This window comes from Collinsella aerofaciens (assembly GCF_028206995.1).
Classification (GTDB): domain Bacteria; phylum Actinomycetota; class Coriobacteriia; order Coriobacteriales; family Coriobacteriaceae; genus Collinsella; species Collinsella aerofaciens_AQ.
The window spans coordinates 88969-111494 of record NZ_JAQLFL010000008.1 but is presented as its reverse complement, the minus strand read 5'-3'; the positions used below and the strand labels follow the sequence as shown (position 1 = coordinate 111494).

The 22526-nt window shown below is 58.6% G+C and carries 16 protein-coding genes and 1 tRNA gene; 1 reads left to right on the top strand and 16 read right to left on the bottom strand.

All coding sequences use genetic code 11. From position 1 onward, the window contains the following. Nucleotides 1–8: 8 nt before the first annotated feature. The 14 genes from PMX60_RS07320 to PMX60_RS07255 form a co-directional block, all read right to left on the bottom strand. Nucleotides 9–782, bottom strand: a complete 774-nt coding sequence (locus tag PMX60_RS07320) for an amidohydrolase (protein ID WP_271747390.1) — start codon at nucleotides 780–782, stop codon at nucleotides 9–11. 115 nt (nucleotides 783–897) lie between these two features. Continuing rightward, the gene (locus PMX60_RS07315) at nucleotides 898–1881 is read right to left on the bottom strand and encodes a DMT family transporter (protein WP_271747389.1); all 984 of its coding nucleotides are present in this window, start codon (nucleotides 1879–1881) and stop codon (nucleotides 898–900) included. Between the two features lie 201 nt (nucleotides 1882–2082). Then, the gene (locus PMX60_RS07310) at nucleotides 2083–4272 is read right to left on the bottom strand and encodes a YhgE/Pip domain-containing protein (protein WP_271747388.1); all 2190 of its coding nucleotides are present in this window, start codon (nucleotides 4270–4272) and stop codon (nucleotides 2083–2085) included. Further along, nucleotides 4273–7038 (bottom strand): YhgE/Pip domain-containing protein, encoded by a 2766-nt coding sequence (locus PMX60_RS07305; RefSeq protein WP_271747387.1) that lies wholly within the window; start codon nucleotides 7036–7038, stop codon nucleotides 4273–4275. 490 nt (nucleotides 7039–7528) lie between these two features. Next, nucleotides 7529–9553: a molecular chaperone HtpG gene (gene htpG / locus PMX60_RS07300; protein WP_271747386.1), complete on the bottom strand. Its 2025-nt coding sequence runs from the start codon at nucleotides 9551–9553 to the stop codon at nucleotides 7529–7531. Between the two features lie 202 nt (nucleotides 9554–9755). Then, nucleotides 9756–10256, bottom strand: coding sequence for a GNAT family N-acetyltransferase (locus tag PMX60_RS07295; RefSeq protein ID WP_271747385.1), 501 nt, complete (start codon nucleotides 10254–10256; stop codon nucleotides 9756–9758). Between the two features lie 39 nt (nucleotides 10257–10295). Next, a complete protein-coding gene (locus PMX60_RS07290; RefSeq protein ID WP_022094060.1) occupies nucleotides 10296–10946 on the bottom strand; it encodes a tyrosine-protein phosphatase in 651 nt (216 codons plus the stop codon). Nucleotides 10947–10963: 17 nt separating this feature from the next. Then, the gene (locus tag PMX60_RS07285) at nucleotides 10964–11701 is read right to left on the bottom strand and encodes a CpsD/CapB family tyrosine-protein kinase (protein WP_055309657.1); all 738 of its coding nucleotides are present in this window, start codon (nucleotides 11699–11701) and stop codon (nucleotides 10964–10966) included. Nucleotides 11702–11703: 2 nt separating this feature from the next. Then, complete coding sequence (locus tag PMX60_RS07280) at nucleotides 11704–12360, bottom strand: YveK family protein (RefSeq protein WP_118288828.1); 657 nt, start codon at nucleotides 12358–12360, stop codon at nucleotides 11704–11706. Between the two features lie 195 nt (nucleotides 12361–12555). Beyond that, nucleotides 12556–13980, bottom strand: coding sequence for a sensor histidine kinase (locus PMX60_RS07275; RefSeq protein ID WP_271739757.1), 1425 nt, complete (start codon nucleotides 13978–13980; stop codon nucleotides 12556–12558). Nucleotides 13981–13983: 3 nt separating this feature from the next. After that, a complete protein-coding gene (locus PMX60_RS07270; RefSeq protein WP_271747384.1) occupies nucleotides 13984–14712 on the bottom strand; it encodes a response regulator transcription factor in 729 nt (242 codons plus the stop codon). A gap of 64 nt (nucleotides 14713–14776) precedes the next feature. Then, nucleotides 14777–15652: a phosphate ABC transporter ATP-binding protein PstB gene (gene pstB, locus PMX60_RS07265; RefSeq protein ID WP_271747383.1), complete on the bottom strand. Its 876-nt coding sequence runs from the start codon at nucleotides 15650–15652 to the stop codon at nucleotides 14777–14779. 103 nt (nucleotides 15653–15755) lie between these two features. Then, a complete protein-coding gene (locus tag PMX60_RS07260; RefSeq protein ID WP_196031719.1) occupies nucleotides 15756–16994 on the bottom strand; it encodes a sensor histidine kinase in 1239 nt (412 codons plus the stop codon). A gap of 26 nt (nucleotides 16995–17020) precedes the next feature. Then, a complete protein-coding gene (locus PMX60_RS07255; RefSeq protein WP_006234805.1) occupies nucleotides 17021–17716 on the bottom strand; it encodes a response regulator transcription factor in 696 nt (231 codons plus the stop codon). Nucleotides 17717–17913: 197 nt separating this feature from the next. Between PMX60_RS07255 and PMX60_RS07250 the strand changes: the two genes are divergently transcribed. Then, a complete protein-coding gene (locus PMX60_RS07250; protein WP_271747380.1) occupies nucleotides 17914–19254 on the top strand; it encodes a D-alanyl-D-alanine carboxypeptidase family protein in 1341 nt (446 codons plus the stop codon). A 324-nt stretch (nucleotides 19255–19578) separates the two neighbouring features. Here PMX60_RS07250 and PMX60_RS07245 read toward each other — a convergent pair. Beyond that, a tRNA-Ser gene (locus tag PMX60_RS07245) sits at nucleotides 19579–19669 on the bottom strand. Nucleotides 19670–19761: 92 nt separating this feature from the next. Beyond that, nucleotides 19762–22203 carry a tetratricopeptide repeat protein gene (locus PMX60_RS07240; RefSeq protein WP_271747379.1) on the bottom strand — a complete coding sequence of 814 codons (2442 nt, stop codon included), beginning with the start codon at nucleotides 22201–22203 and terminating at the stop codon, nucleotides 19762–19764. Nucleotides 22204–22526 lie beyond the last annotated feature (323 nt).

The following is a 22526-nucleotide window of genomic DNA, read 5'->3' as shown; positions in this document are numbered from 1 at the left end:
ATAAGCTCCTAGAGCGCCAGGTGCACGTGGACGCCGGCCGTGATGGGGTCGATGCAGATCTCGGGGCTGGAACCGTGGCCGCCCTTGCCCTGGAGCGTGATGCGGAAACCGTACACACCCGAGAGCGCCGGGCTGCCGTAGAGCACCAGGCCAAGCGGCGACTGGCTGTTGACATGCATGGCAAAGGCCGCCTGAGGGCGCGGGTTCTCGAGCAAGCCGTCGGCGATGGCAGCGCGTGCTCCCTCAAAGGTCTCCTCGCCCGGCTGGAACAGCAACTTGACGGTAGCGTTGGCCTCCACAAGCTCGGCCTCGCGGGCCTTGAGCAGGCGCGCCGCACCAAGCAGGGCCGTCGCGTGCATATCGTGACCGCAAGCATGCATGCAGCCATTGGTGGATGCAAAGGGCTCGCCGGATTCCTCGACAACGGGAAGGGCATCCATGTCGCCACGAAGCATGATGACCGTACCGGCCTGCTCATTCGTGCAGATGCCATTGCCTTGGGCCGCGGCGGCACCGGCGCCGACAAGGCCCACAACGCAGGAACCATCGACGAGCGTAGCAAATGGGATGTCCATCTCGGTCAGGCGCGCTTGGATATACGTAGAGGTCTGCGGGAGGCTATTACCCAGCTCGGGCATCTGATGTAAATCGTGTCGCCACGCAGCGAGCTCATCTGCAAAAGCCTGAGCTTCTGCAACAAGACCGTCACCGATAGCGGTCTGCGCCGCCGCGGTGGCCTTGGGCGCTGATTGCGGTTGAAGATCGGACAGTGCTGGTGCCATAGATGCCCTCCAGTAACGTTTTTGCAGCAAGCACTTTGATAGCGTAAAGTGCAAGGTACTACTTTAAGGGCGACACATAAAAAATGCCGCCCCGGGAGGCGGCGCAACAAATTGTTTACAATTGCGGACGCGGCTTTCGACGCAAAAAATCGAAATGCGTCTCGCTCAAGATAATCGAAAGAAAGATGAGCGCGAAGCCGGCGAGCAGGCGCGAGGTGAGCGCCTCCCCCATCAGCAGCACCGAGAACAGCACGCCCGAAGGCGACTCCATCGAAAGGAGCAGTGAGCCCGTCGAGGCCGAGACATGCGCCAAGCCGACGTTTTGGATGAGCAGAGCCGCGCATGTGCAACCAACCGAGAGAAACGCCATCGCGCTGATAAAGCTCGGCGTCCACACGGACAGAGGCGCTTGGGTCTCGAATAGCAGCGACGTTGCCAGGCTCAGCACGCCGTTGCCCACAAACATCCAAAACGTGATGACGTTGATGTCCATTTTGCGACCGTACTTGGCAGTCACCGCCATCTGGATGGCGAAAAAGACCGCACCCGCCAGCGTAATGACATCACCGATGTTGAATTCAACGCTATCGAGCGCCACCAAGCCAATGCCCGCCAAGCACAGCAGCGCCGCGCCCAGGTTATAGCGGGTGAGTTTTTCGCCGCTCAGAAAAGAGCTCGCGAACGGCACAACGATGCAATACGTGCCCGTCAAAAAAGCATTCTTGCCCGCCGTGGTGTGCGCCAGACCGACTGTCTGCAGGGCGTAGGCGGCCCACATAAGTGCGCCCATGCCAAGTCCGACGATAAGGTTGCGGGCGTTGAGGTGCGCGATGATGCGCTTGTGGAAGATGAAAAACATGACCAACGCCGCAGGCAGAAAGCGCACGTAGAGCAGTTCGAACACCGGAATGGTGTCGAGCGCGTCCTTCATGGTCGTAAAGGAGTAGCCCCAGACGACTGCCACCGAAAGCAGCAGGACTTTCCAGAACAGCGGCGAGCGAGCGCCGGCGCCGCGGGAGGTGCCGCCCGCGCCCAGGTCCTCGCGAGCAACAGGGCTATCGGGCATCATTTCGATATTGTCAGTGGCATGCTGGGCCATAGGGCATCCTCGCGCTCAATCTGGGCGTGGTGTCCGCACGCGCATGGCTGCGTGCCGCCTCATGGTCAAATAAAAGCAGGGCGCACCGGACCCCCGGCACGCCCCGCTACTGTAGCAACAACCAAGCAGCCCGTGCAATTCACTACGCTAAAGCATCGGGTTGGAAGATCTCGATGTTCCGACGGCGTTTACGTTGCTGAACTAAATCAATTTGGTTGACTCCAGTTTTTCGATGATCCAGTCGTTGGCTTTGATGACCGGGCGGCGGAAGACGACGCCCAGTGCCAGCGACGGAATCAGATAGCTCGCCAGAATGCCTAGCTCAATCCAGTACTCCATGTGGTACGCACCGGCCATGGCGGCATGCATGGCGTTGATGCCGTGGGTGAACGGCAGGAACGGATAGATCGCCTGGAACACGGGGCCGGTCATCTCGATGGGGAACGTGCCGCCCGAACCGCCGACCTGCATGACCAGCAGCACGACGGCGAGCGCCTTGCCGATATCGCCAAACGAAACCGTAAGCGTGTAGACGATATTGGAGAACACGAGACTCGCGACCCAGCCCGCCAGCACAAACTGCAGCGGGTCGTCGCACTGGATGCCAAAGAACAGGATGTCGCCCGCACACACGAGCGTTGCCTGCAGCAGGGCCAGACCGCCAAAGAACAGGTAGCGGCCCAGGTAGATCTCGTGCAGGCGCACGGGGATGAGCTCGTTGATAAGCTCATCGTCAACCGAGACCTTCATCATGGCCGCCAGCACAATCGAGCCCACCCAGAGCGACAGAATCGTGTAGAACGGTGCCATGGCCGAACCGTAGTTGCGGATCGGATAGACCGGCTTGCGATCGAGCGCGACGGGGCCGGAAAGCGACACGGCCAGACCCTCGGGATCATTGCCGATCATCGTCTTGATCGTAGCGAGGTCATCCGACATCAAGGCGCCGTCGAGCTCGTCCTTAAACGCACTGATCTTGTCCGACGCCTCGCCCAGCTGATCAGAAGCCTTGTTGACCAGCTTTGCAGCCTTGGAGAGGCCCTTTGCCAGCGAACCGGATGCGTCGGTCAGGCCAGCAACAGCACTATCCATATCGTTCGAAATACCGTTCAGCGAATCCAAAACGCCCGAGATGGTCTTCTTGAGCTCCTTTGCCTTGGCCGAAAACGTAGAGTCGTAGTCAGTCTTGGCGCCCGAGATACCAGCCTTGGCATCCGCGATTGCCTGATCGACCTCGGCACGCGACTTATTAACCTCTGCCATGCTGTCAGAGAGAGACTTCGCGGTGGCCGTCAAGTCCTTGGCGTTGTTGCGATACTCCACAGCAATCCTGCTCAGCGATGTTGCCACAGACTTGAGGCTGTCCTGGAGTTTTTCGTCAGTCACCTGATCGGCAAAGCTGCGGAGCTGGTCGGCCGTGGCGTCGATATCGTCGGCACGCGTGTTGAGCGCCGCCGCGGCATCGTTGAGCTGGGACACTGTAAGGTTGACATGTTGATTCGCGGCATCAAATGCCTTCGCAAGCTCGGCGGACACGTTGTCAAACGAGCCCGCGCTTCCGTCAATCGCGGCATTGATGGCGTCGTTGGCGTCCTTCAGCGCTTCCTTGGAATCGCTCATGCCGCTCTTGACATGCTCCATCAGCTGCTTCGTTGACTCATCGACCGTGCCCGTCTGCTTGAGCATGCCGCTCGCCGACGTCAGCGAATCGGACGTGGAGCTCAAAATGCCCGCCAGCGACGAAGCATTTGCCCGAACGTCTCGCAGGTCCTCAATCGAATCGCCGAGCGTCGAGGACAGGTTGGCGATAAAGTTACCCACCTGGTCGGTGCTCATGTAATCGAGCAGGCTGGACACCGTCTTAAGACCGATCGTCGTAATGGTCTCGGTAAAAGTTTTGTTAACCTGGCTCTGGACGGCGCTCGAACCCTTCTCGGTCACGATCTGCGCAATGGCGTTGGCCTTCTGATTCTCGTAGAACTCGATATCGGCATGCTTCACGTCGGTCGAGAAAAGCGTCATCATGTCAGCGCTAAACGTTTTGGGGATAACGACGGCAGCATAGTACGCGCCCGACTTAACGCCCTCGATAGCCTTTTCGCGATTGTTGAGCACAACCCAATCGAAGCTCTCGTTGCCGCGTAGGGTGGCGGTCACGTTTTCGCCCACGTTAACCTCGACGGGGATCAAATCGCTCTCGTAACCCTCATCGGTGTTGACCACGGCGATCTTAAGATTGCCGGTGTTGCCGTACGGATCCCAGCTGCCGGCGATGTTAAACCACGCGTACAGACACGGTACGATAATGAGGCCCATCACGACAACCAAGCCGATCACGGAGCGAGACACGTTTTGGACATCGCGCTTAAACAGATGCAGGATGTTCTTCATTTATGCCTCACCTCCTTTGGAGTGCTTGCCAAGCGCGGTGGTATCTCCATCATTTGTGGCTGTGCTGTCGCTGCCCTGAGATTTATGGTGCGAGCCGATATGCGGCAAGCGGCCCGTGGACTGATCGCCGCCCTTGGCACCACGCTCGCTGGCGTTGAGGCCAAACATGTGGCGGGCGGCAGGAATGGCGGCCGTGTGTTCGCGCATCTCGCGACGCAGGTCCTCATCCGAAAGCGCCGAGATGCGCATCTGGGTATTGAGGCTCGCTCGGATATATTCGATATTGATAAGCCAGCCGCAGATGGCAATAACCGAGATGATCCAAATGACAAGCAGGATGATCTTGCCGTTATTGTCGATATCGAGAACCGTCGACAGGACAAAGAGCAGGACCTGAACGCCCACCACGGCGGCAAAACCGCCCTTGATGTAGTACGGGTAGCGATGTTCAAAGGCGACCGCATGATCGAGCAGTTCGCGACGGTACGAATCGGAATCGAGCATGACGCGCATGGCCGTGCGCAGCGAGTAGCGCTGGCGCGGCAGGTCGTTGGACTCGCAAATCATCATACCGGTCGTGGAGAGCTGTTTATCAAAGAGCAGGTTAAGGTTGAGCAGCAGCGGACGCAGCTGCAGGCCGATAAAGAGCGCCACGATCAAGAACACGCCCAGAATGCACAGGTTAAACAGGTAGTTGAACGAATACATGCCGCCGACCGTCTCGCGCAGCAGATTGATGCCGTAGGTAAAGGGCAGCAGCGGGTGCAGCCACTGGAAGAAGCCGGGCATCATCTCGATGGGGTACATGCCCGACGAACCCGGGATCTGCACGATGACGAGAATGACGCCGATAGCCTTGCCGATATGCTTAAACGTGGTGGACAGCGCATAGATGATATTGACGTAGGTGAACGAAATGGCGATGCCGCCCAGCACGAACAGCAGCGGGCTGACGCACTGCACGCCAATCACCAGATCGCCTACCGTAACGATGATGGCCTGCAACGCGCCCAGGATCACCATGAGCAACCAGCGGCCAAAGTAGCCTTGGCGCGCCGTAAAGCTGCCAACACCTTCACGGTCGACCTCGAGCTTGTAAATGGCGATGAGCACATAGCCGCCCACCCAAAGCGCCAGATTGGTGTAGAAGGGAGCGATGCCCGAGCCAAAGCTCTTGACCGGATAGATTGACTTGGACGTCAACTCAACCGGAGACGCCATGAAATCTGCCACGTCATTGACATCGACGCCCATCAGATCGGCCAGCTCGCCCATGGACTCGGAGGTCTGCAGCGCCGCGATGTCATTGGCGGCGGTTGCAAGCTTGTCCTGGACCTTGGCAAGCGAGGAATCGGTCTGGGACAGCGTGGTCTTGGCCTGGCCGAGCGTAGCGCTAAGCTGCGCCAACGTGCCGCGCGCATTTGCAAGTGTAGGTGTCATACCCGAGACGATACCGGTCAGGTCGCCCGAAACGGCAGCAAAAGAGTCGAGCGCGCTCGAGGCCTTCGGCAGCGCGTTTTGGCCCAAGTCCGTCTGGGCTTGGCCAAGGTTGGTCGCACCGGTATGAATTGCGTTATTGATAGCGTCACTGGCACCCGAAACAGCCGCTGCGTCATTCGCCATGGCGCTCGACTGCGCGGACAGACCGTCCTTGATGCTCTGAAGCTTTTCATTCTGCTCTCGAAGCAAATCGATGGTCGATACAATGCGCGCGTCAATTTCCTCGGAACCTGTCGACGTGTCATTGGCGAGAATCTCCAAGTGCCCGATAACGGCCTTATTGTGGTCGATCGTCGCTTGAAGAGACTCGAGCGAGTTGTCGATACGGGTGGTCGTAGATGTGACCGCGCCCGTCAGCTTGCCGATGGCAGCGTTCGCAGAGGCCGACGTCTTGGTGAGCGCAAGGCTGCCTTCCGAGAGCGCCTTGGAGAGCGAGGTGATGGAGTTGCCCGCCGTGGTGCGAGCTTCGCTCAGCAGGTCGTTGCCCTGGGAGATCGCCTGCGTCAGCGACGGTGCCTGGCCTTGCAAGCCGGCAAGTGCCGCATCAGCCGAGGCGATAGCGCCACTCGTCTTATCGATGGCGGCATTCATATCGCCAATCGAATCGCGCACCTCGCCCAAGGTGTCGGACGCCTCGGACACCGAACTTGCCAGCAAGTCCTGAGTCTGGGTTGCCTTGCCCTTTAAATCGACACCGGCATCCTTGGCGATACCGGCAACAGTCTTGCCTACCGTAGAGACAAATTCCGAGTTGATCTGCTCCTCGATGGTGTTTGCACCGGTATCGGTAACCTTGGGCGCAATGGCGCTCTTCTTCTCATTGACGTAGTACGTGAGCTTGGGCTGATGGTAGTTGCCGTCGAGCATCGAAACCAGGTTATCCGAGAAGTTCTTGGGAATCACGATAGCGGCATAGTACTCGCCGCTCTCGACGCCCTCCTTGGCATCGGCCGTCGAGTCGACGAACGTCCAGCCCAACTGATGATTCTCCTTGAGCTGGTCGACCACTTTGTCGCCAGCGTTGAGCTCACCCACCAAGTCGTTTTGGGTGCCTCGATCGTTGTTGGCGATAGCAATCTTGATGCCTTGGGTGTTTCCATACGGATCCCAGTTTGCCACGATGTTATACCAGGCATACAGCGAGGGAATAACGCACACGCCTAGGGTAACCACCAGGGCGACGGGGTTCACAAGCAGTCGCTTAATGTCGCGCTTAAATATCGCAAAGGACACCTTTGCATTGGATAGTTTGCTGCCGAGACTCACGCTTGGACCATCCATCCTGTCGTTAAATCGAATCGTACTATCGACAACCATTGTAGTAGGCGCTTTAACGTCTCAAAGCACAATGGTGTTGAGTTTTGCGGGTAGCAATATACTACGAAGATGAGTTAACGTACAGATGTACAGTATCCTAAATTTCAGCAGGTCACAAAACCACAACCCGCACAAATTAGCAATTCAAATAGTCATCGGGGACGTTCTTAAACGACTAGTCAAACAAGAACGTCCCCAATGACTACTTAGGACCACGGCAACGTCGATGTTTTGGCAATGCCAGCGAGCGGGCGCCAGAGCGAACAAATTGGCATGAAAAGAGGACGGCATAGACCTTCTGGTCATGCCGTCCTCTTTGAATGACAAGTTGTCGCTCTGGCGCCCGCGCAGCGTCGACTGGTCCGCCGTTCGTTAGAACGGCGGAACTGAGGGCAGCGTCGAGCTGTTACGCGGTTTGGTAAACCGCGCAACTACCTAACTACATCAAGTTGCAAACAGCCGCCGCGAAGGCCACGGGGTCCTCGGGGAGGATGCCCTCGACCAGCAGGGCCTGATCGTAGAGCAAGCCTGAGTACTGCTTGATCTTGTCAGTGTCGCCCGCCTTCTGAGCAGCGACGAGCTTGGCAAAGACCGGGTGCTTGGCGTTGAGCTCGAGCACGCGCTGGCTCTTGGGCATACCGTCGGGCGCGCCCTCGGGTCCCTTCTGGAGCACCTTCTCCATCTCAAGCGAAAGCGGGCCCTCGGTGGTGATGCAAGCGGGGGCATCGGTCAGGCGCGCGGAGACGGCAACCTTCTCGACCTTGTCGCCGAGTGCCTCCTTCATGGCGTTAAAGAGGTCCTCGTTCTCCTTGGTGGCGTCCTCGGCCTCCTTTTTCTCGTCCTCGGTCGCCAGGTCAAGATCACCGGTTGCGACGTTCTTGAGCTCCAGGTGACGATCCTCAACCTCGGGCTCGGCACCATCGGCCACGGCCTTTTCGGCAGCCTCGCGGGCGGCATCGTCCTCGTAGATCTTGGGCATATCGGCGGCAACGTACTCACGCATAGCCTGGAAGGTGAACTCATCCACGTCCTGCGTCAGCAGCAGCACGTCATAGCCGCGGTCGAGCACGCCCTTTACCACGGGCATCTTGGCCAAGCGCTCACGCGAGTCGCCGGCGGCGTAGTAGATGGCCTTCTGATCCTCGGGCATGCCCTTGGCATACTCGGCCAGGGTAATCATCTTCTGTTCCTTGGCAGACCAGAACAGCAACAGATCGGCGAGCTCATCGGCCTTCATGCCATAGCTCGAGTAGATGCCGTACTTAAGACCGCGGCCAAAGTTCTCAAAGAACTTCTCGTAGGCCTCGCGGTCGTTGTCACGCATATCCTCAAGGTCGGCGGTAATCTTCTTTTCCACACGCTTGGCGATGGCCTTGAGCTGACGGTTCTGCTGCAACGTCTCGCGCGAGATGTTGAGCGACACGTCGGCGGAATCCACGACGCCGCGGACAAAGTTGTAGTAGTCGGGCAGCAGGTCGTCGCACTTCTCCATGATCAGGACGTTGGAGCTGTAGAGCGCCAGACCCTTCTCGTAGTCCTTGCTGTACAGATCGAACGGCGCGCGTCCCGGCACAAACAGCAGGGCGTCATACTCGAGCGTGCCCTCGGCGTGGAAGCTGATGGTGCGCGCAGGATCGTCAAAGTCGTGGAACGTGGACTTGTAGAACTCGTCGTAGTCCTTCTGCTCGACATCGGAGCTGTGCTTCTTCCAGATCGGTGTCATGGAATTGACGGTCTCGAGCTCCTGGTAGTCCTCGTACTCGGGCTTGTAATCGTCGCCGGCGTCCTCGGGCTTGGGTTTCTGGCGGCTCTTGGACACCATCATCTGGATCGGGTAACGCACATAGTTACTGTACTGCTGAATCAGGCTCTTGAGACCCCACTCGGTCAGGAAGCGATCGTAGGTCTCGGCCTCGCCGTCGGCATCGAGCTTCTCGTTCTCGCGCAGCGTCAGGATGACATCGGTACCGTGCTCGGCGCGCTCGCCGTCCTCGATGGTGTAGCCCTCAAGACCGTCGGATTCCCACACATGGGCGACATCCTCGCCGTAGGCGCGGCTGACGACCTTCACATGGCTGGCGACCATAAAAGCCGAGTAGAAGCCCACGCCAAACTGACCGATGATGTCGACATCGGAGCCCTGCTGCTCGGCGTTCTCGGTCTTAAACTCCTCGGAGCCGGAATGGGCGATGGTGCCCAGATTGCGCTCCAGCTCCTCGGCGGTCATGCCAATGCCGTTATCCGAGATGGTAATGGTGCGGGCGTCTTTATCAAAGGAGACGCGAATGGCCAGGTCGCCCTGGTCGATCTTGACGCTCGGGTCCTGCAGGCTCTTAAAGTTGAGCTTGTCGACGGCGTCGCTCGCGTTAGAGATAAGCTCGCGCAGGAAGATTTCTTTATTGGTGTAGATGGAGTTGATCATGAGGTCGAGCAGTTTTTTGCTCTCGGTCTTAAATTGACGCATGTGCAGTCCTTTCGCGCTACCCCTGTCCGCAAAAACGGCTCGGTCGCCCGAGCCGCATCGCAGACCTGCTATGTTCAGACTTAGATTTTATAACCCATTAACGCGCATATATACATACGGAATCGAAAAACTGTATGTCCGAGCGCTCTGATGCGCCAATTGCCAAGGAGTGTCCCCAACTGCCGGCAGGAAAGGAACGTTCCTATCTGCCATCTACGCGCTTGGCCATCCAGGCATGAGGCTGGCCCTCGTCTTCGTAGTCCACCGGGGCAATCTGCGTGTAGCCCGCCTTGGCATAGAGCGGCAGCACGTATTCCTGAGCATGCAGCTTAATGAGCTTGGCGCCGGCATCACGCGCGCACGTATCACTGGCCTCGACAATCTTGCTCGCCAAACCGCGACGGCGCATGCTCGGCAGCACGGCCACGCGCCCCATAATGTAGGTCTCCCCCGCCGCGACACCTTCGTCCAAGTCGCACGCCGGCGACACCGGAGCCTCTGCGTCAGCCGCGTGCTCAAGCTCTTCGGGAAACACGCGCGAGCAACCGGCAAGCTCGCCGTCTACATAGAGCGTCACATGAATGCAGTTCGGATCCTCGTCGATAGCGTCGAACTCATTCTCGTAGCCCTGCTCGTCCATAAAAATGACGCGGCGCACCAACGCCGCGTCATCAAAGCATCCCGTCTTAAGTTGGATATCCATGGCTGCCCTTTCATTCAATGCGAACGTTAGGGACAGATTTTAGCGAAAATGAGCTCCGCGCACGCTAAACTTCGCGCGAGCCTTCGCCAGGCAATCGTAATGACCCACGTTATGGGCATCGCTCGCGATGAAGCTGTACAGGTTCTGATCGAACAGGCGCTGTGCCGGCTTTTTCTCGCGACCAAAGCGACCGCCGGCAATAAAGTCCGCCGAAGCCTGCAGCTTGCAGCCCATATCGACCAGGCGCTCCGCCACGCTTACATCCTTTTGAACCGCACGATAGCGCTCAGGATGAGCGATGATCACCTGGTAGCCACGGCACTGCAAATCGTAAATCGTGTTCTCGTACTCTCTAAACGCATACGCATCGGCATGCGTCGAAAGCTCGAGCAGAAACTCGTTGGTCCCATCGAAATGCAAGTGCTCCGCGGCATCGATACCAAGCTCAACGAGCTTTCGATGGTTGACCTCGAAGCCCATCTGGAGCGGAAAACCGTCAGCGTTATCGCGCAGCAGCTCAAAGGCATCCCACATCTTGTCGTAATCAAAATAGGGATCACGGCAGTGAGGAGTGCAAACAATTCTGGTTACACCAGCCCGCTTGGCAGCCTCGAGCATCGCCAAGCTCTCATCGAGATCGGCGGCGCCGTCGTCTACACCCGGCAAGATATGGCAATGAATGTCACGCATAGGTCAGCCTTAATCAACTAAACGTTTGCTCGGTTGGTGAAGATGCCCTTTTTGGAAGTCCCCTGATCGTCGGAGCCCTTCTTCACCTTCTTACCGTCCTTGGTGTAGTAGGAGTAGTAGTACTCGCTGGTCTCGGTCTCGCAGTAGTTCATAACGGTACCGATGAGCTTGACCTTCTCGGACTTTTTAAGCTGACCGATGGCGTTGAGCGCCTCCTCGCGCTTGGTGAAATCCTCACGCACCACGAACAGCGTGCCGTCGGTCAGGCTGGCAATCTCGGCAGCATCGATGAAGGTGCCGACCGGGGGAGCATCAAAGATGACGTACTGGAACTTGGCGGACAGCGCCTTTACCAGCTTGGCAAAGCGGTGAGAGACGATGATGTCGGCAGGATTGGGAATATGCGGCTCGGCATCGAGGAAGTAGAAGTTCTTCTGACCCGTCTCGACAATTGCCTGGTCAATGGAGATCTGCTCGGAAAGGACCGCATAGAGTCCGCCGCGCGAACGAACGCCGAGCATATCGGAAAGGGACCTGCGGCGCATATCGGCCTCGACCAGAAGCACGGACTTGCCGCTCGTGGCGATTGCCTGAGCAAGGTTAATGGAAACCGTAGACTTGCCCTCGTTGGGAATCGAGGAGGTAACGGTGATGGTGCGGATGGGGTCGTCCACGCTCGCAAAGCGGATGTTGGCCAGAAGGGTCTTGGCGGCATTCTGTACAACGAGCTTGTCGGTGTTCTTTGCCTTAGCCATGCCTATTTACCACCTTTCATAGCCGGAATTCGGCCAACAACGGGAATGCCCAGGAGCTCTTCTGCCTCTTCGGCACCGCGGATGCGGGTATTGAGCATGTCTGCCAAAACGACATAGGCGACTGCGATAAAGATACCGGCGAGGAACGCGACGGCAATATACAGCGTGCGCTTGGGGCCGCTGGGGGCTTCGGGGGTCTTAGCCTCGTCGATAACGTTGATGCTCTGGGCAGCGCCGACGTTCTGAGCGACCGTACTCACCGAGCTGGCCATGGCCTTTGCGACCTTAGCCGTCTCCTTGGCATCGGTGCCGGTAACCGAAAGCGTAATGACACGCGTGGTGGTCTCGGAGGAAACAGACACCTTGTAGTCATCCAGATCAGTGAGGCCCAGTTCATTGGCTGCGCCGCTCTTAACGCTATCGCTATCCAGCAGCGTGGCGATATCGTTGGAAAGCATCTGACTCGCCGAGAGATCGTTGTAGCTCATCTGACCGCTATCGTCGGTCTTGGCGAGAATGTACATGCTCGTCGTCGCGGTATAGGTGTTGTCCATCGCAACGAAGGACACGATGCCCATGGCGATCGCGCAGACCACCGGAAGGGTGATGACCAGCTTGAGGTGCTTCTTCAGCAGCTGGAACAGTTCGAGAAGGGTCATGCAGCTTGCCTTTCATTTCCCCAGTTCGGATTGACAAAACTGTCCGTATGTTATCGCATCTTTTTACCGAGACCAAACTCTATACACAAGAAACAGGCTCTCCTGTAAAAATGTCGGAAGCAATCGTAAAATTGCACAACAACGCCGCACCCGAAAGTCAAATGCGGCGTCTGCATCAATATCTATGTTGTATCGCTATGCGAATGGCTCGTCCTGCCGTATGGGAAACGTCACCGTAATGGTGGTTCCCACGCCCAACTCGCTCGACAGATCGAGCGTGGCGTGATGATACAGGGCCGCATGCTTGACAATTGCAAGCCCCAGACCGGTTCCGCCGCGCGCCTTGGACCTACTCTTGTCCACGCGATAGAACCGCTCAAATACCTTGCCCTGTTCTTCAGGCGCGATACCGATTCCCGTGTCGGCGACCGCAAGGAACGGATGGCCTTCGTCGTTGGTGCCGCACTGCAGCGTAACCGCACCGCCGGGTCGATTGTAGCGGATGGCGTTGCTCGCCAGATTATAGATGAGCTCGTCAATCAAGCGCGACACGCCTTCGATGACCACAGGCTTGGTCTCATGACTTATCGTCACATTCGCTTGACGGGCGACCTGTTCAAGACGCTGCTCAACCGCGTAGATGGCACGCGAGAGCTCAATAGGCTCCGTGGAACCAATGGGCACCGCCTCGCCCTCAGTTGCACGCTCGGCCTCGTCCAAGTTAGACAGCGTAAGGATATCGTTGACAAGCGCTGCCAAGCGGCCCGCCTCACGATAGATGCGACCGCCAAAGTTGCGCAGGTCGCCCTCGCCCTCGACCATGCCGTTTGCGATGAGCTCGGCATAGCCCGAAATCGCCGTAAGCGGCGTCTTGAGCTCATGGGTGATATTCGCCGTGAACTCGCGGCGCATACGGTCGTTGTCCGCTAGCACCGCCATTTGGCGCTTGAGTTCCTGGCGCTGCGACTCGATACGCTCAAGCATGGGGACCATCTCGGCATAGGCGTGCTCATAGCTACGGCGTGGGTGGTCCAAATCCACCTCTTGCAACGGCGCGATGATGGCACGGGACTCGCGGCGCGCCATAAAAAACGAGAGTACCGCACCCGCTGCTGCGATAAGCAGCATCGGCGCCACCATCGACAGCAAAATCGCCGTAACGCCAGGCTGGGCCTGCGCCAAGCGGACAACCTGGCCGTTATCAAGGGCGACGGCGCGATACAGCATAATCTCGTCGAGCGTAGAGCTTGCGCGCTCCGCGGAACCCAAACCACTCTCAAAGGCCTCGATGACCTCGGGGCGATCGCCATGGTTGGGCAGTGCGGAAGGCGACGCCTCGTTGTCGTAGGCAACCGATCCATCCTTGTTAATCAGCGTGATTCGCAAGTCCTCGCGATCAAGGCTACGCAAGAACGGGATGGGCTCCTGCTGTTCGTCGAGAGCGGCAGCAATGAGCTCGGTTTCCTGCGCCAGATTGGTACTCGTGGCATCCGCCAAGGTGTTTTGCACAAAGAACGCACCCAGCACCGTAAACGCCACGATAACCGCCATGGCGCAGACAAAGATCGTCACAAAAACGCGGTGCGACAGCGTATGTTTTCCCTGGGGGGCGAAGACCACGGGTTACTCCTCCGATGCGGTGGCCGCGGTGTCGTCACCTTCGGCACCATCACCGGCAGAAGGCTCGGCCATGCGGTAGCCCACGCCGCGCACGGTCTCGATGGCGCTGGCATGCTCGCCCAGTTTTTGGCGAAGCGTCTGCACGTGCACGTCAACGGTGCGCGAACCGCCGTCGAAGTCCCAGCCCCACACGCTCTGCAGCAACGACTCGCGGGTAAAAACCACGCCGGGCTTGCGCATGAGGTACTCGAGCAGGTCGAACTCGCGCAGGGTGAGCTTAAGCGGCTCGCCGGCAACGGTCACCTCGCGATGGCTGGGCGAGAGCACGATGTCGCCCACGCTGAGCACATCGCTCGCCTGCTTGACCATGCCGCCGCGACGCAGCAGTGCGCGGCAGCGGCTCGCAAGCTCCATGAGCGAAAACGGCTTAGTCAGGTAATCGTCGGCACCGCCATCGAGCGCCATCACCTTGTCGAGCTCGGTATCCTTGGCGGTAAGCATCATGATGGGCACCGTCGCCGTCAGGCGATCGGCACGCAGTCGACGCATAATCGCCAAGCCATCGGTATCGGGCAGCATGATGTCGAGCAGGACGGCATCGGGTACCCGTCGCGCCACGGCAGCCTTAAACTCACCGTCGCACGAAAAGCCTTCGGCCTCAATCCCCTGCTTGCGCAGTGCATAGACCGTCAAATCCCTGATGTTGTCATCGTCCTCGACGTAATAGATCATGTTGAACCCCTTTGCGGCCGGCATGACCGCATCTTAACCCTAAAGGTACCTTTACTAGATGGTATCAGCCAAAACGTCCCGTCAAATAATCCGCCGTGCGCGGATCGGTCGGATTCTTGAAGAGTTGCGCGGTGGGCGCGTGCTCCACCAGCTCACCCAGCAAAAAGAATGCGACCGAATCGGAGATACGCGCCGCCTGCTGAATATTGTGCGTAACGACCATGAGCGTGCAGGTCTCTTTGAGCTCGCAGGCCAGCTGCTCCACCACCAGCGTCGACACAGGGTCGAGTGCCGAGGTCGGCTCGTCCATCAGCAGAATGTCGGGCTGCACGGCAAGTGCGCGGGCGATGCACAGACGCTGCTGCTGGCCGCCCGAAAGACCCAGACCCGACTCTTTGAGCTTGTCCTTGACCTCATCCCATAGCGCAGCGCGACGAAGGGAGTCCTCGACCAGCTCATCCAGCGCAGCGCGATCGCGCACACCCATACCGCGAGGACCATACGCGACGTTGTCGTAGATGCTCATGGGAAACGGGTTGGGGCGCTGGAACACCATGCCCACGCGCTGGCGAAGGCGGCAGATGTCGTAGTCGCCCAGGATATCTTGACCATCGAGCGCAATCTTGCCCTCGATGCGGCAATCCTTGATGCCGTCGTTCATGCGGTTAAAGCAGCGCAGCAACGTGGACTTTCCGCAGCCCGAAGGCCCGATGAACGAGGTGATCTGCTTGTCGCGGATCTTGATATTCACGTCCTTGAGCGCATGGTGGTCGCCATAGAACAGGTCGAGGCCCTCGACATCGATACGCGTCGGCGAGGCGGCAAGATCCTCTGCCGTGGGGCGAGTCGCATCCCCAACCTCGCGCTCGCGCGCGGCCTCGGCCTGCGCTTTCATGAGTTCTTCAAGCTCCGTGGGCTCCACAGCCGCAGCAGCCGTCATACCGCATACCTCCACATCGATATCAATTCAGCAGTATCGATAGTAGGAATCGCGGCTCATATGCACGTGAGCGCATTGTCAAGTGTTTGTAAGGGCACACTGGCTATGCGGCGGGCAGCTCGATGGTGAATATCGTGTGTTCGGGCGTCGATTCACATGCAACGGTACCGCCGTGCGCGCATACGATCTCCTTGGCGATGGCAAGCCCCAGTCCAGCGCCGCCGCGATTGGTCGCACGCGCCGCATCCAGGCGATAGAACTTCTCAAAGATCACCTTGAGCTTTGCCTCAGGGATGGGATCGCCCTGATTGATAAAGCGCACGCGCACGCCACCGCCGTCCCGGCGTCTGGCCTCGATCGTGATGGTCGAGCCCTCATAGCTATAGGCAATAGCGTTTTTCATGATGTTGTTGAACACGCGAGCCATCTTGTCGCCATCCACGAGCACCGTCAGGTCCTCGCGAATATCAACTTGGACTTCCTTATGCTGCTCGTTGAGGATGGGATAGAACTCGTCAGCCACCTGAGCCAGCAGCAACCCCAGATCAACATAGCCGCGCGTGAGCACGATATCGTGGAAGTCAAAGCGCGTGATATCGAAGAACTCTTCGATGAGCGCATCGAGCCGGTGCGCCTTGTCGAGAGCCACGCCCGTAAAGTGCGCACGTTGCTCAACCGGCAGCTCAGGAGCCTCTTGCAGCAGCGAAAGATAGCCCACTACGCTCGCAAGCGGGGTGCGTAGGTCATGTGCCAAGTACGTAACCAGATCGTCCTTGCGATGCGACTCGTCACGCAGAGCTTGCTGCACCTTGCGCTCACGGTCACGCACGCGGTTAAGGGCGCCCTCGACCTCCAAGAAGTCGCCGTCGATGTTGTCCCAGGTGTCGGGGTGATCGATCAGGCGATCTTGAATACGAGCGGCCAGCACACAATCGGCATGCTGCTCGCCCTGTTCGTAGCCCTGGTAGTACAGGGCACGGCCGCACAAGAACAGCACGCACGCGGCAAGCGCCAGCACAAAGCCAAGCATGTTGAATACAAAGCCGGCATCGAACAGCACCGGCCCTTCGATGCCGCCGAGCGCCATGGCGCCAATCGCCAACGTCATGGCCCACGCGGCGCCGCCAATCACCACGCAGCGGCACACGATCTCAAATCGATCGATCAGCAAAAAGCCGACAAGCAGCACCGCCAAGATTCCGACGATGTTGTCGATGCCAATCAGCAGCAGGCTCAGCAAAAAGAGCAGCACCGTTGCAAGCGCGCGGTTGTCGACGACCGACCTCACGTATTCAAAGAGCCGATCGGGCACCTCGAACGCTTGCCTATCGTCTTTTGTCATATCAAGATCCTCACAAGCGAAAAGCGTTATTCGATGATGTAGCCGACGCCCCAGACGTTTTTGATAAAGCGTGGCTTTTGTGCGTCGTCGCCGATCTTTTCGCGCAAGTGGCGAATATGCACCATCACCGTATTGTTGGAGCCGGGCATAAAGTCCTCGTTCCACACCGCGCGGAACAGGTCCTCCACGGCCACCACGCTGCCGCGATGCTCGACCAGATACAGCAAGATTGAATACTCGGTGGGCGTGAGGCGAACCGGTGAACCGTCCACTGTCACGGAACGAGCATCGCGGTTGATCTCCAAGCCGTCGAGCTGAATGGTCGGCGACTCGGCCGCCTGTGCACGGCTACCGTAGCTGGTGTAGCGGCGAAGCTGAGCGTGCACGCGCGCGATGAGCTCCAGCGGACGGAACGGCTTAACCACGTAATCGTCCGCGCCAAGCGAAAGGCCCCCGATCTTGTCTTGCTGGGCATCGCGCGCCGTCAGCATGATCACGGGATAGGTATGGCTGGAACGGATCGTACGCAGCAGCTCAAACCCATCGATATCGGGCAGCATGACATCAAGCAGCGCCAGATCGAACTCCTGCTCCAAAATCGCCTTGGCAGCATCGGCCCCGCTATAGGCAATCTGGACATCAAAGCCCTCTTTTGTAAGGTAGATGCCAACCAAGTCGGCGATGGCCTTCTCGTCATCAACTACCAAAATGCGCTCGTTCATGCGTGCTCCTCTCGCGCTCCATTATGCCCGAGGCGACGCACGCCACACACAACAAGCGTGGGTGATTAAGTCGGCCTTAAGCACCCTTGTGCCCGTTCAGGTGCGGATGTGGGCCAAGCGCGCACGCGATGATCGCCGACGCCGGCAAACGATATACTCTAGTTTCAGAAGAGACCATCCCGTCGAAAGCGAAATCTGTGAAGTCCCTCACCTCTTTTGCAAAGCGCTCAGCCCAGCTTGCCGCCGGCTTTGTCTGCGCTATCGCCCTTGCCGCCGGCGTGCCCACCGTCGCCGGCGCCCAAGTGCTCACGACCGACAATGTTTGCGGCAAAACCGCCGATGTGCGCGGTATCACGGCCGAAAACCTGCCCGATATCGATGCGACCAATGCCCTCGTCATGGGCAAAGACGGCACCGTCTACTATGCCCGCGGCGCCGATGAGCAGGTCAAGATTGCCTCGATCACCAAGGTCATGACCGCAATCCTAACCGTCGAGAATTGCAAGATGGACGAGAAGGTCACGGTGAGCAACGCCGCAGCCACCGTGGGTAATTCGACCGCCGGCTTGCTCGAAGGCGACGAGCTTACCGTGGAGCAGGCACTACGCGGTCTGATGATTCCCTCGGGCAACGACGCCGCCATCGTGCTCGCCGAATATGTGGGCAAGAAGATCGACCCCAAGACCAAAGACGCCGAGGCCACATTTGTGAAGGCCATGAACGAGCGCGCTAAGAAGCTCGGCTGCACCGGTACGCTTTTTGAAAACCCGCATGGTCTGGACTTTGATGAGTGGGCTGGCAATATGCACTCAACCGCACACGACGTAGCGCTGATGATGCAGGAGGCCATGAAAAACGACACGATCCGCGAGGTCGTAGCGAGCGAGGATTCCTGGATCGAGGTCACGGGCGCCGACGGCACCGACCATTCGCATTCCATGGACACGCATAACTATTTGCTGGGCCAAGATGGCAACATCGGCGGCAAGACCGGCACCACCGACGACGCGGGCTATTGCTTTACGAGCGCCTACAACCGCGACGGCGACGAGATCTACACCGTTATTTTGAACTCCACCACCACCGATCAGCGCTTTACCGATACCGCCACCCTTGCCAACTGGTACTACGGCCACAAGGTGACGGTCGCAATCGCCAACACGCAGGAAAAGACCGCCAACGGCAACCCGCTTATGGCGCGCATTGGCCAAACCGACTGGACGGATAAGACAATCGACGCCACACTCGCCGATCCTACGGCGCAAGCGACCGTGTTTTCCCTTGCCGGCGAGGTGACCGAAAAGGTTAGCTACGACGATCTTTCGGGCACGGTGCATGTGGGCGACAAGGTGGGCAGTGTTACTCTCAAGCAGGACGGCACCAAGATCGCCGTCATGGACCTGGTTGCCGACGAGGAAGGGGCAGGGCCGAATCCCATTGAGTGGCTCCTTGTGAAGCTCGACCGCCTGGGCCGCCGCATCGACAACCGCCCACTCACGGCAGAAAGCGAGACCGTCGCCAAGGCGCCCGAGATGTAAGATCGAAGAACAATACACTCGCTGAAAGGAGGCGTCCAACGGGGCGCCTCATTTTTTGAGGGTTCGAATCCCCAGTTAACGTTCTCCTAATTAAAAAAAGGGCCCCAAATGGGACCCTTCTTTCAATTCATACTGGCGGAGAGCTGGGGATGTCCGGGCATGCTACGCATGCCCTCCGGCTTCAAAGCCTGGCGGCTTTTCGCCCACGGGCTACAAACGCTTTCGCGTTTGCTTAACGCCCGTGCCCTCTCGGGTTCGAATCCCCAGCGCCCTTTCTCGATAATAAAAAAGGGCCCCCGATGGGACCCTTCTTTAAAGTTAAACTGGCGGAGAGCTGGGGATTCGAACCCCAGATGCCCTTTTGGGGCATACTCGCTTAGCAGGCGAGCACCTTCGGCCTCTCGGTCAGCTCTCCGTAACAGCCGTTCTATAGTAACCAAACAGCCAAGGATGGGCAAGAGGAAATTTTCTAATTGCCTAGCATCCTTTCCTCCTTGGAGGCTTCGCCTACCCCAGCGAGCGGTTGAGGGAGCCGAGCTCGTCGTTGCCCATGGTGCGCCACATTTGGAAGATGCAACCGCGTGCCAGGAAAAAGAAGCCGTTGTCGACCAGTTGAACAGCGGCATCTGCAAGCTGATTCGTCACGGCGGACACTGGCGGCAGCTCGAGTCCAGCCTTGCGGATGGTCTCGACCGCTTCCTCGAACGTCGGAGGCTCGCTGACGCCCATCTCGTTCATAAGGCCCTGCATTTCTTCCAGCGCGCTGCTGCCCGATTCCTCACCGCGCGGCACCAGACGGTAACAAGCCAGCGCCAGGTCGAGCTGATCGCAGTTCCAATAGGCAAACGCCAAGCGATAGAACAGATAGCCGATTGCAGAACGATCGCTGGCAATACGTAGGCCGTGGCGTGCCACCTCGATAATCTCGTCAAAGCGCTCCAGACGCGCAAGCACGTTGATGAGCGCAAAGTGCGATTGCATGGACGAGCGCGCCAGATCGTAAAGATGGCGCACCTCGGGCAGCGCTCGTTCAAAGTCCTCTTGCTCGGCGTAAAAGCTACAGATCTCGTGCTGGGCAAAGTACAGCGCATCGGGCGCACGGAGGATTCGCACAGAGCGATCTTCTTCCAACACCGGTAGCACCATGCGCACCAGCTGGTTATCACAAAACTGCGTTTGAACCGGACCTGTCGCCAAAAGCTCGGCAACGGCGCACTTAGCCTCCAACTCCTCAACAAGACGGGAAAAGCCTTCAAAAGCACCTGTACGGTCGACTTTTGCCTGCTCGCGCAATTCAACAACACGGGCCACGTATGGGTCGTCGTCCTCTTCCATGACCTCCAACTCGTCAGCCGTATCGGCAAGCAGCAAATCGCGCAGCGCCGGCGGAAGCGTGCGATGGTCATCACGCGGACGAGCATGAACCTCCGCAGGCTCAATCGTCTCCGGAGCGGTTGACTCATACGCCTCAAGCACACGCTTGCACGGCATATCGTCCATGTCCATGCTCTCAAGATTCTTGGCAACAGGCACGCAATCGGCCAGATAGGCCGCGCGCCCAAAGAAATACGTTGCGACAACGTGCTCGCCCTGCTCACTGTCGGGAGCAGCAATCTGCACATAGCAGCGCGTGATGCAGGTGCCCGCGGCAAAACACGCTGCCGCAAGCGTGAGTGCCACGCGCGCATCGTGTTCCGCAGCCCAGACCGCGCGCGTGTCCTCGTCCAGCTCGCGCCAGGCGTCATCTTGAGCGTCGTATTCACGTTGCGGCATGGCATCCACGACAGACTGCCCAAACCGAACGAGCATAATCCCCTCGGCAACGTTTGCCCGATAGGTATAGTCGAGCCGTGTGACCACGTTAAGTGCCTCGACGATACGCGCGAAGCGGGTACGCACATCCCACTCACCGCCCGGCTGGCAAGCCACCGTACCCGGTTTGCCCCACGGGTTATCGCTCGAGGCCGTATCGAGCAGTCGGGGAACATCGTTGGTCGTCTTGGCGATATGCCACGCATCAAAGAGCGCGCAGCCCTCAAGGCTCGGCGAGGATGCCGCAGGGGCCAATCCGGCCCCGATGCGCTCAAGGATGCCGGAGAGGCGGTTGAGACGGCACTCGATGGCGAGCAGCATGTCAATCTCGTCCTGATCCAGCAGGCTACGATCAAAATTGAGATAGAAAAGCTTTGAGCGATCAATGCGAGCCAGGCTCATTTCGGACTTGGCGGCAATGGTGCGCAGACGGGGCAAGTCGACCTCGCTCATAAGGGCGGCGGCATAACGCTCGATACCGCTCGGATTCTCGGCATGGTCGACACGGTAGAGCAGCGTCTCGATAGCGTCAGGTAGCGGTGCCGTGTTAAAGCCCAAAAACACCTCGACCGGCTCGGGCAACTTTACGAGCTTTATTATGTCGACAACGTTTTGCATGTCCGCATCGAGACCGTCGACGCCCGCCGTGTTCGCAATAGCGCTTTCGGAGTTGGCAAATATCACGTAGCGCAAGAACATCGAGGCCATGAACTCGCCGTAAGGAAGGGCGCGGGTCGAATTCCATGTCTCGTGGTCGGACTGCTCGCGCATGGGGCCTTCGGGAGAGCCGGCAGTTTGCGCACACGTACGCATTGCACCGTTGGCTTCCCTTACCATAATCTCACCAATACTGGAATCCGACTCGTCAAGGACCAGCTCCATGTCGGGATCGTTGGGCAGCGGAGCCTCGCTAACGGGGCGGTCCACCTTGTACACCTCACCCGAAACGCTTACGTAGCCCAAAAGCGACACATGGCTTTTGCCAACGAATTCGACGACATAACAAGATTCATGCTGATCCTCGCCAAAGAGTTTCCAGACCACGCCATATGAGCGTCCCGCAGGCTGCTCGGGCATCACCGGAAAGCGCTTCTTGGGATCGAGAAACCTGAGCTTGTATGTCGGACGCTCTGCCACGAAGTATCACCCTGATCGGTCGTTGAGAGAAGGAGTGATCGCGGATGGGCCGCGACACCTACTCGGAATCTTACACGAGTCGACAGGAAATAGTCCGCTTTACGCCCGCGCCTCGACCGAGGTTCGAATCCATGCGGTGCCGGCGTAAAAGAAAAGCCCCCGTTGCCGGAGGCTTTCAATTTCGATTGGTGCGGCGTATAGGATTCCGCGCATCCGCTGCGCGGATCCGCACCGGCTTCGCCCGCCTGCCGGCGTGCTCGCCCGCTCGCTACGGACGCTCCGCGTCCGCTTCACGCTCGCGCCTCGACCGAGGTTCGAATCCA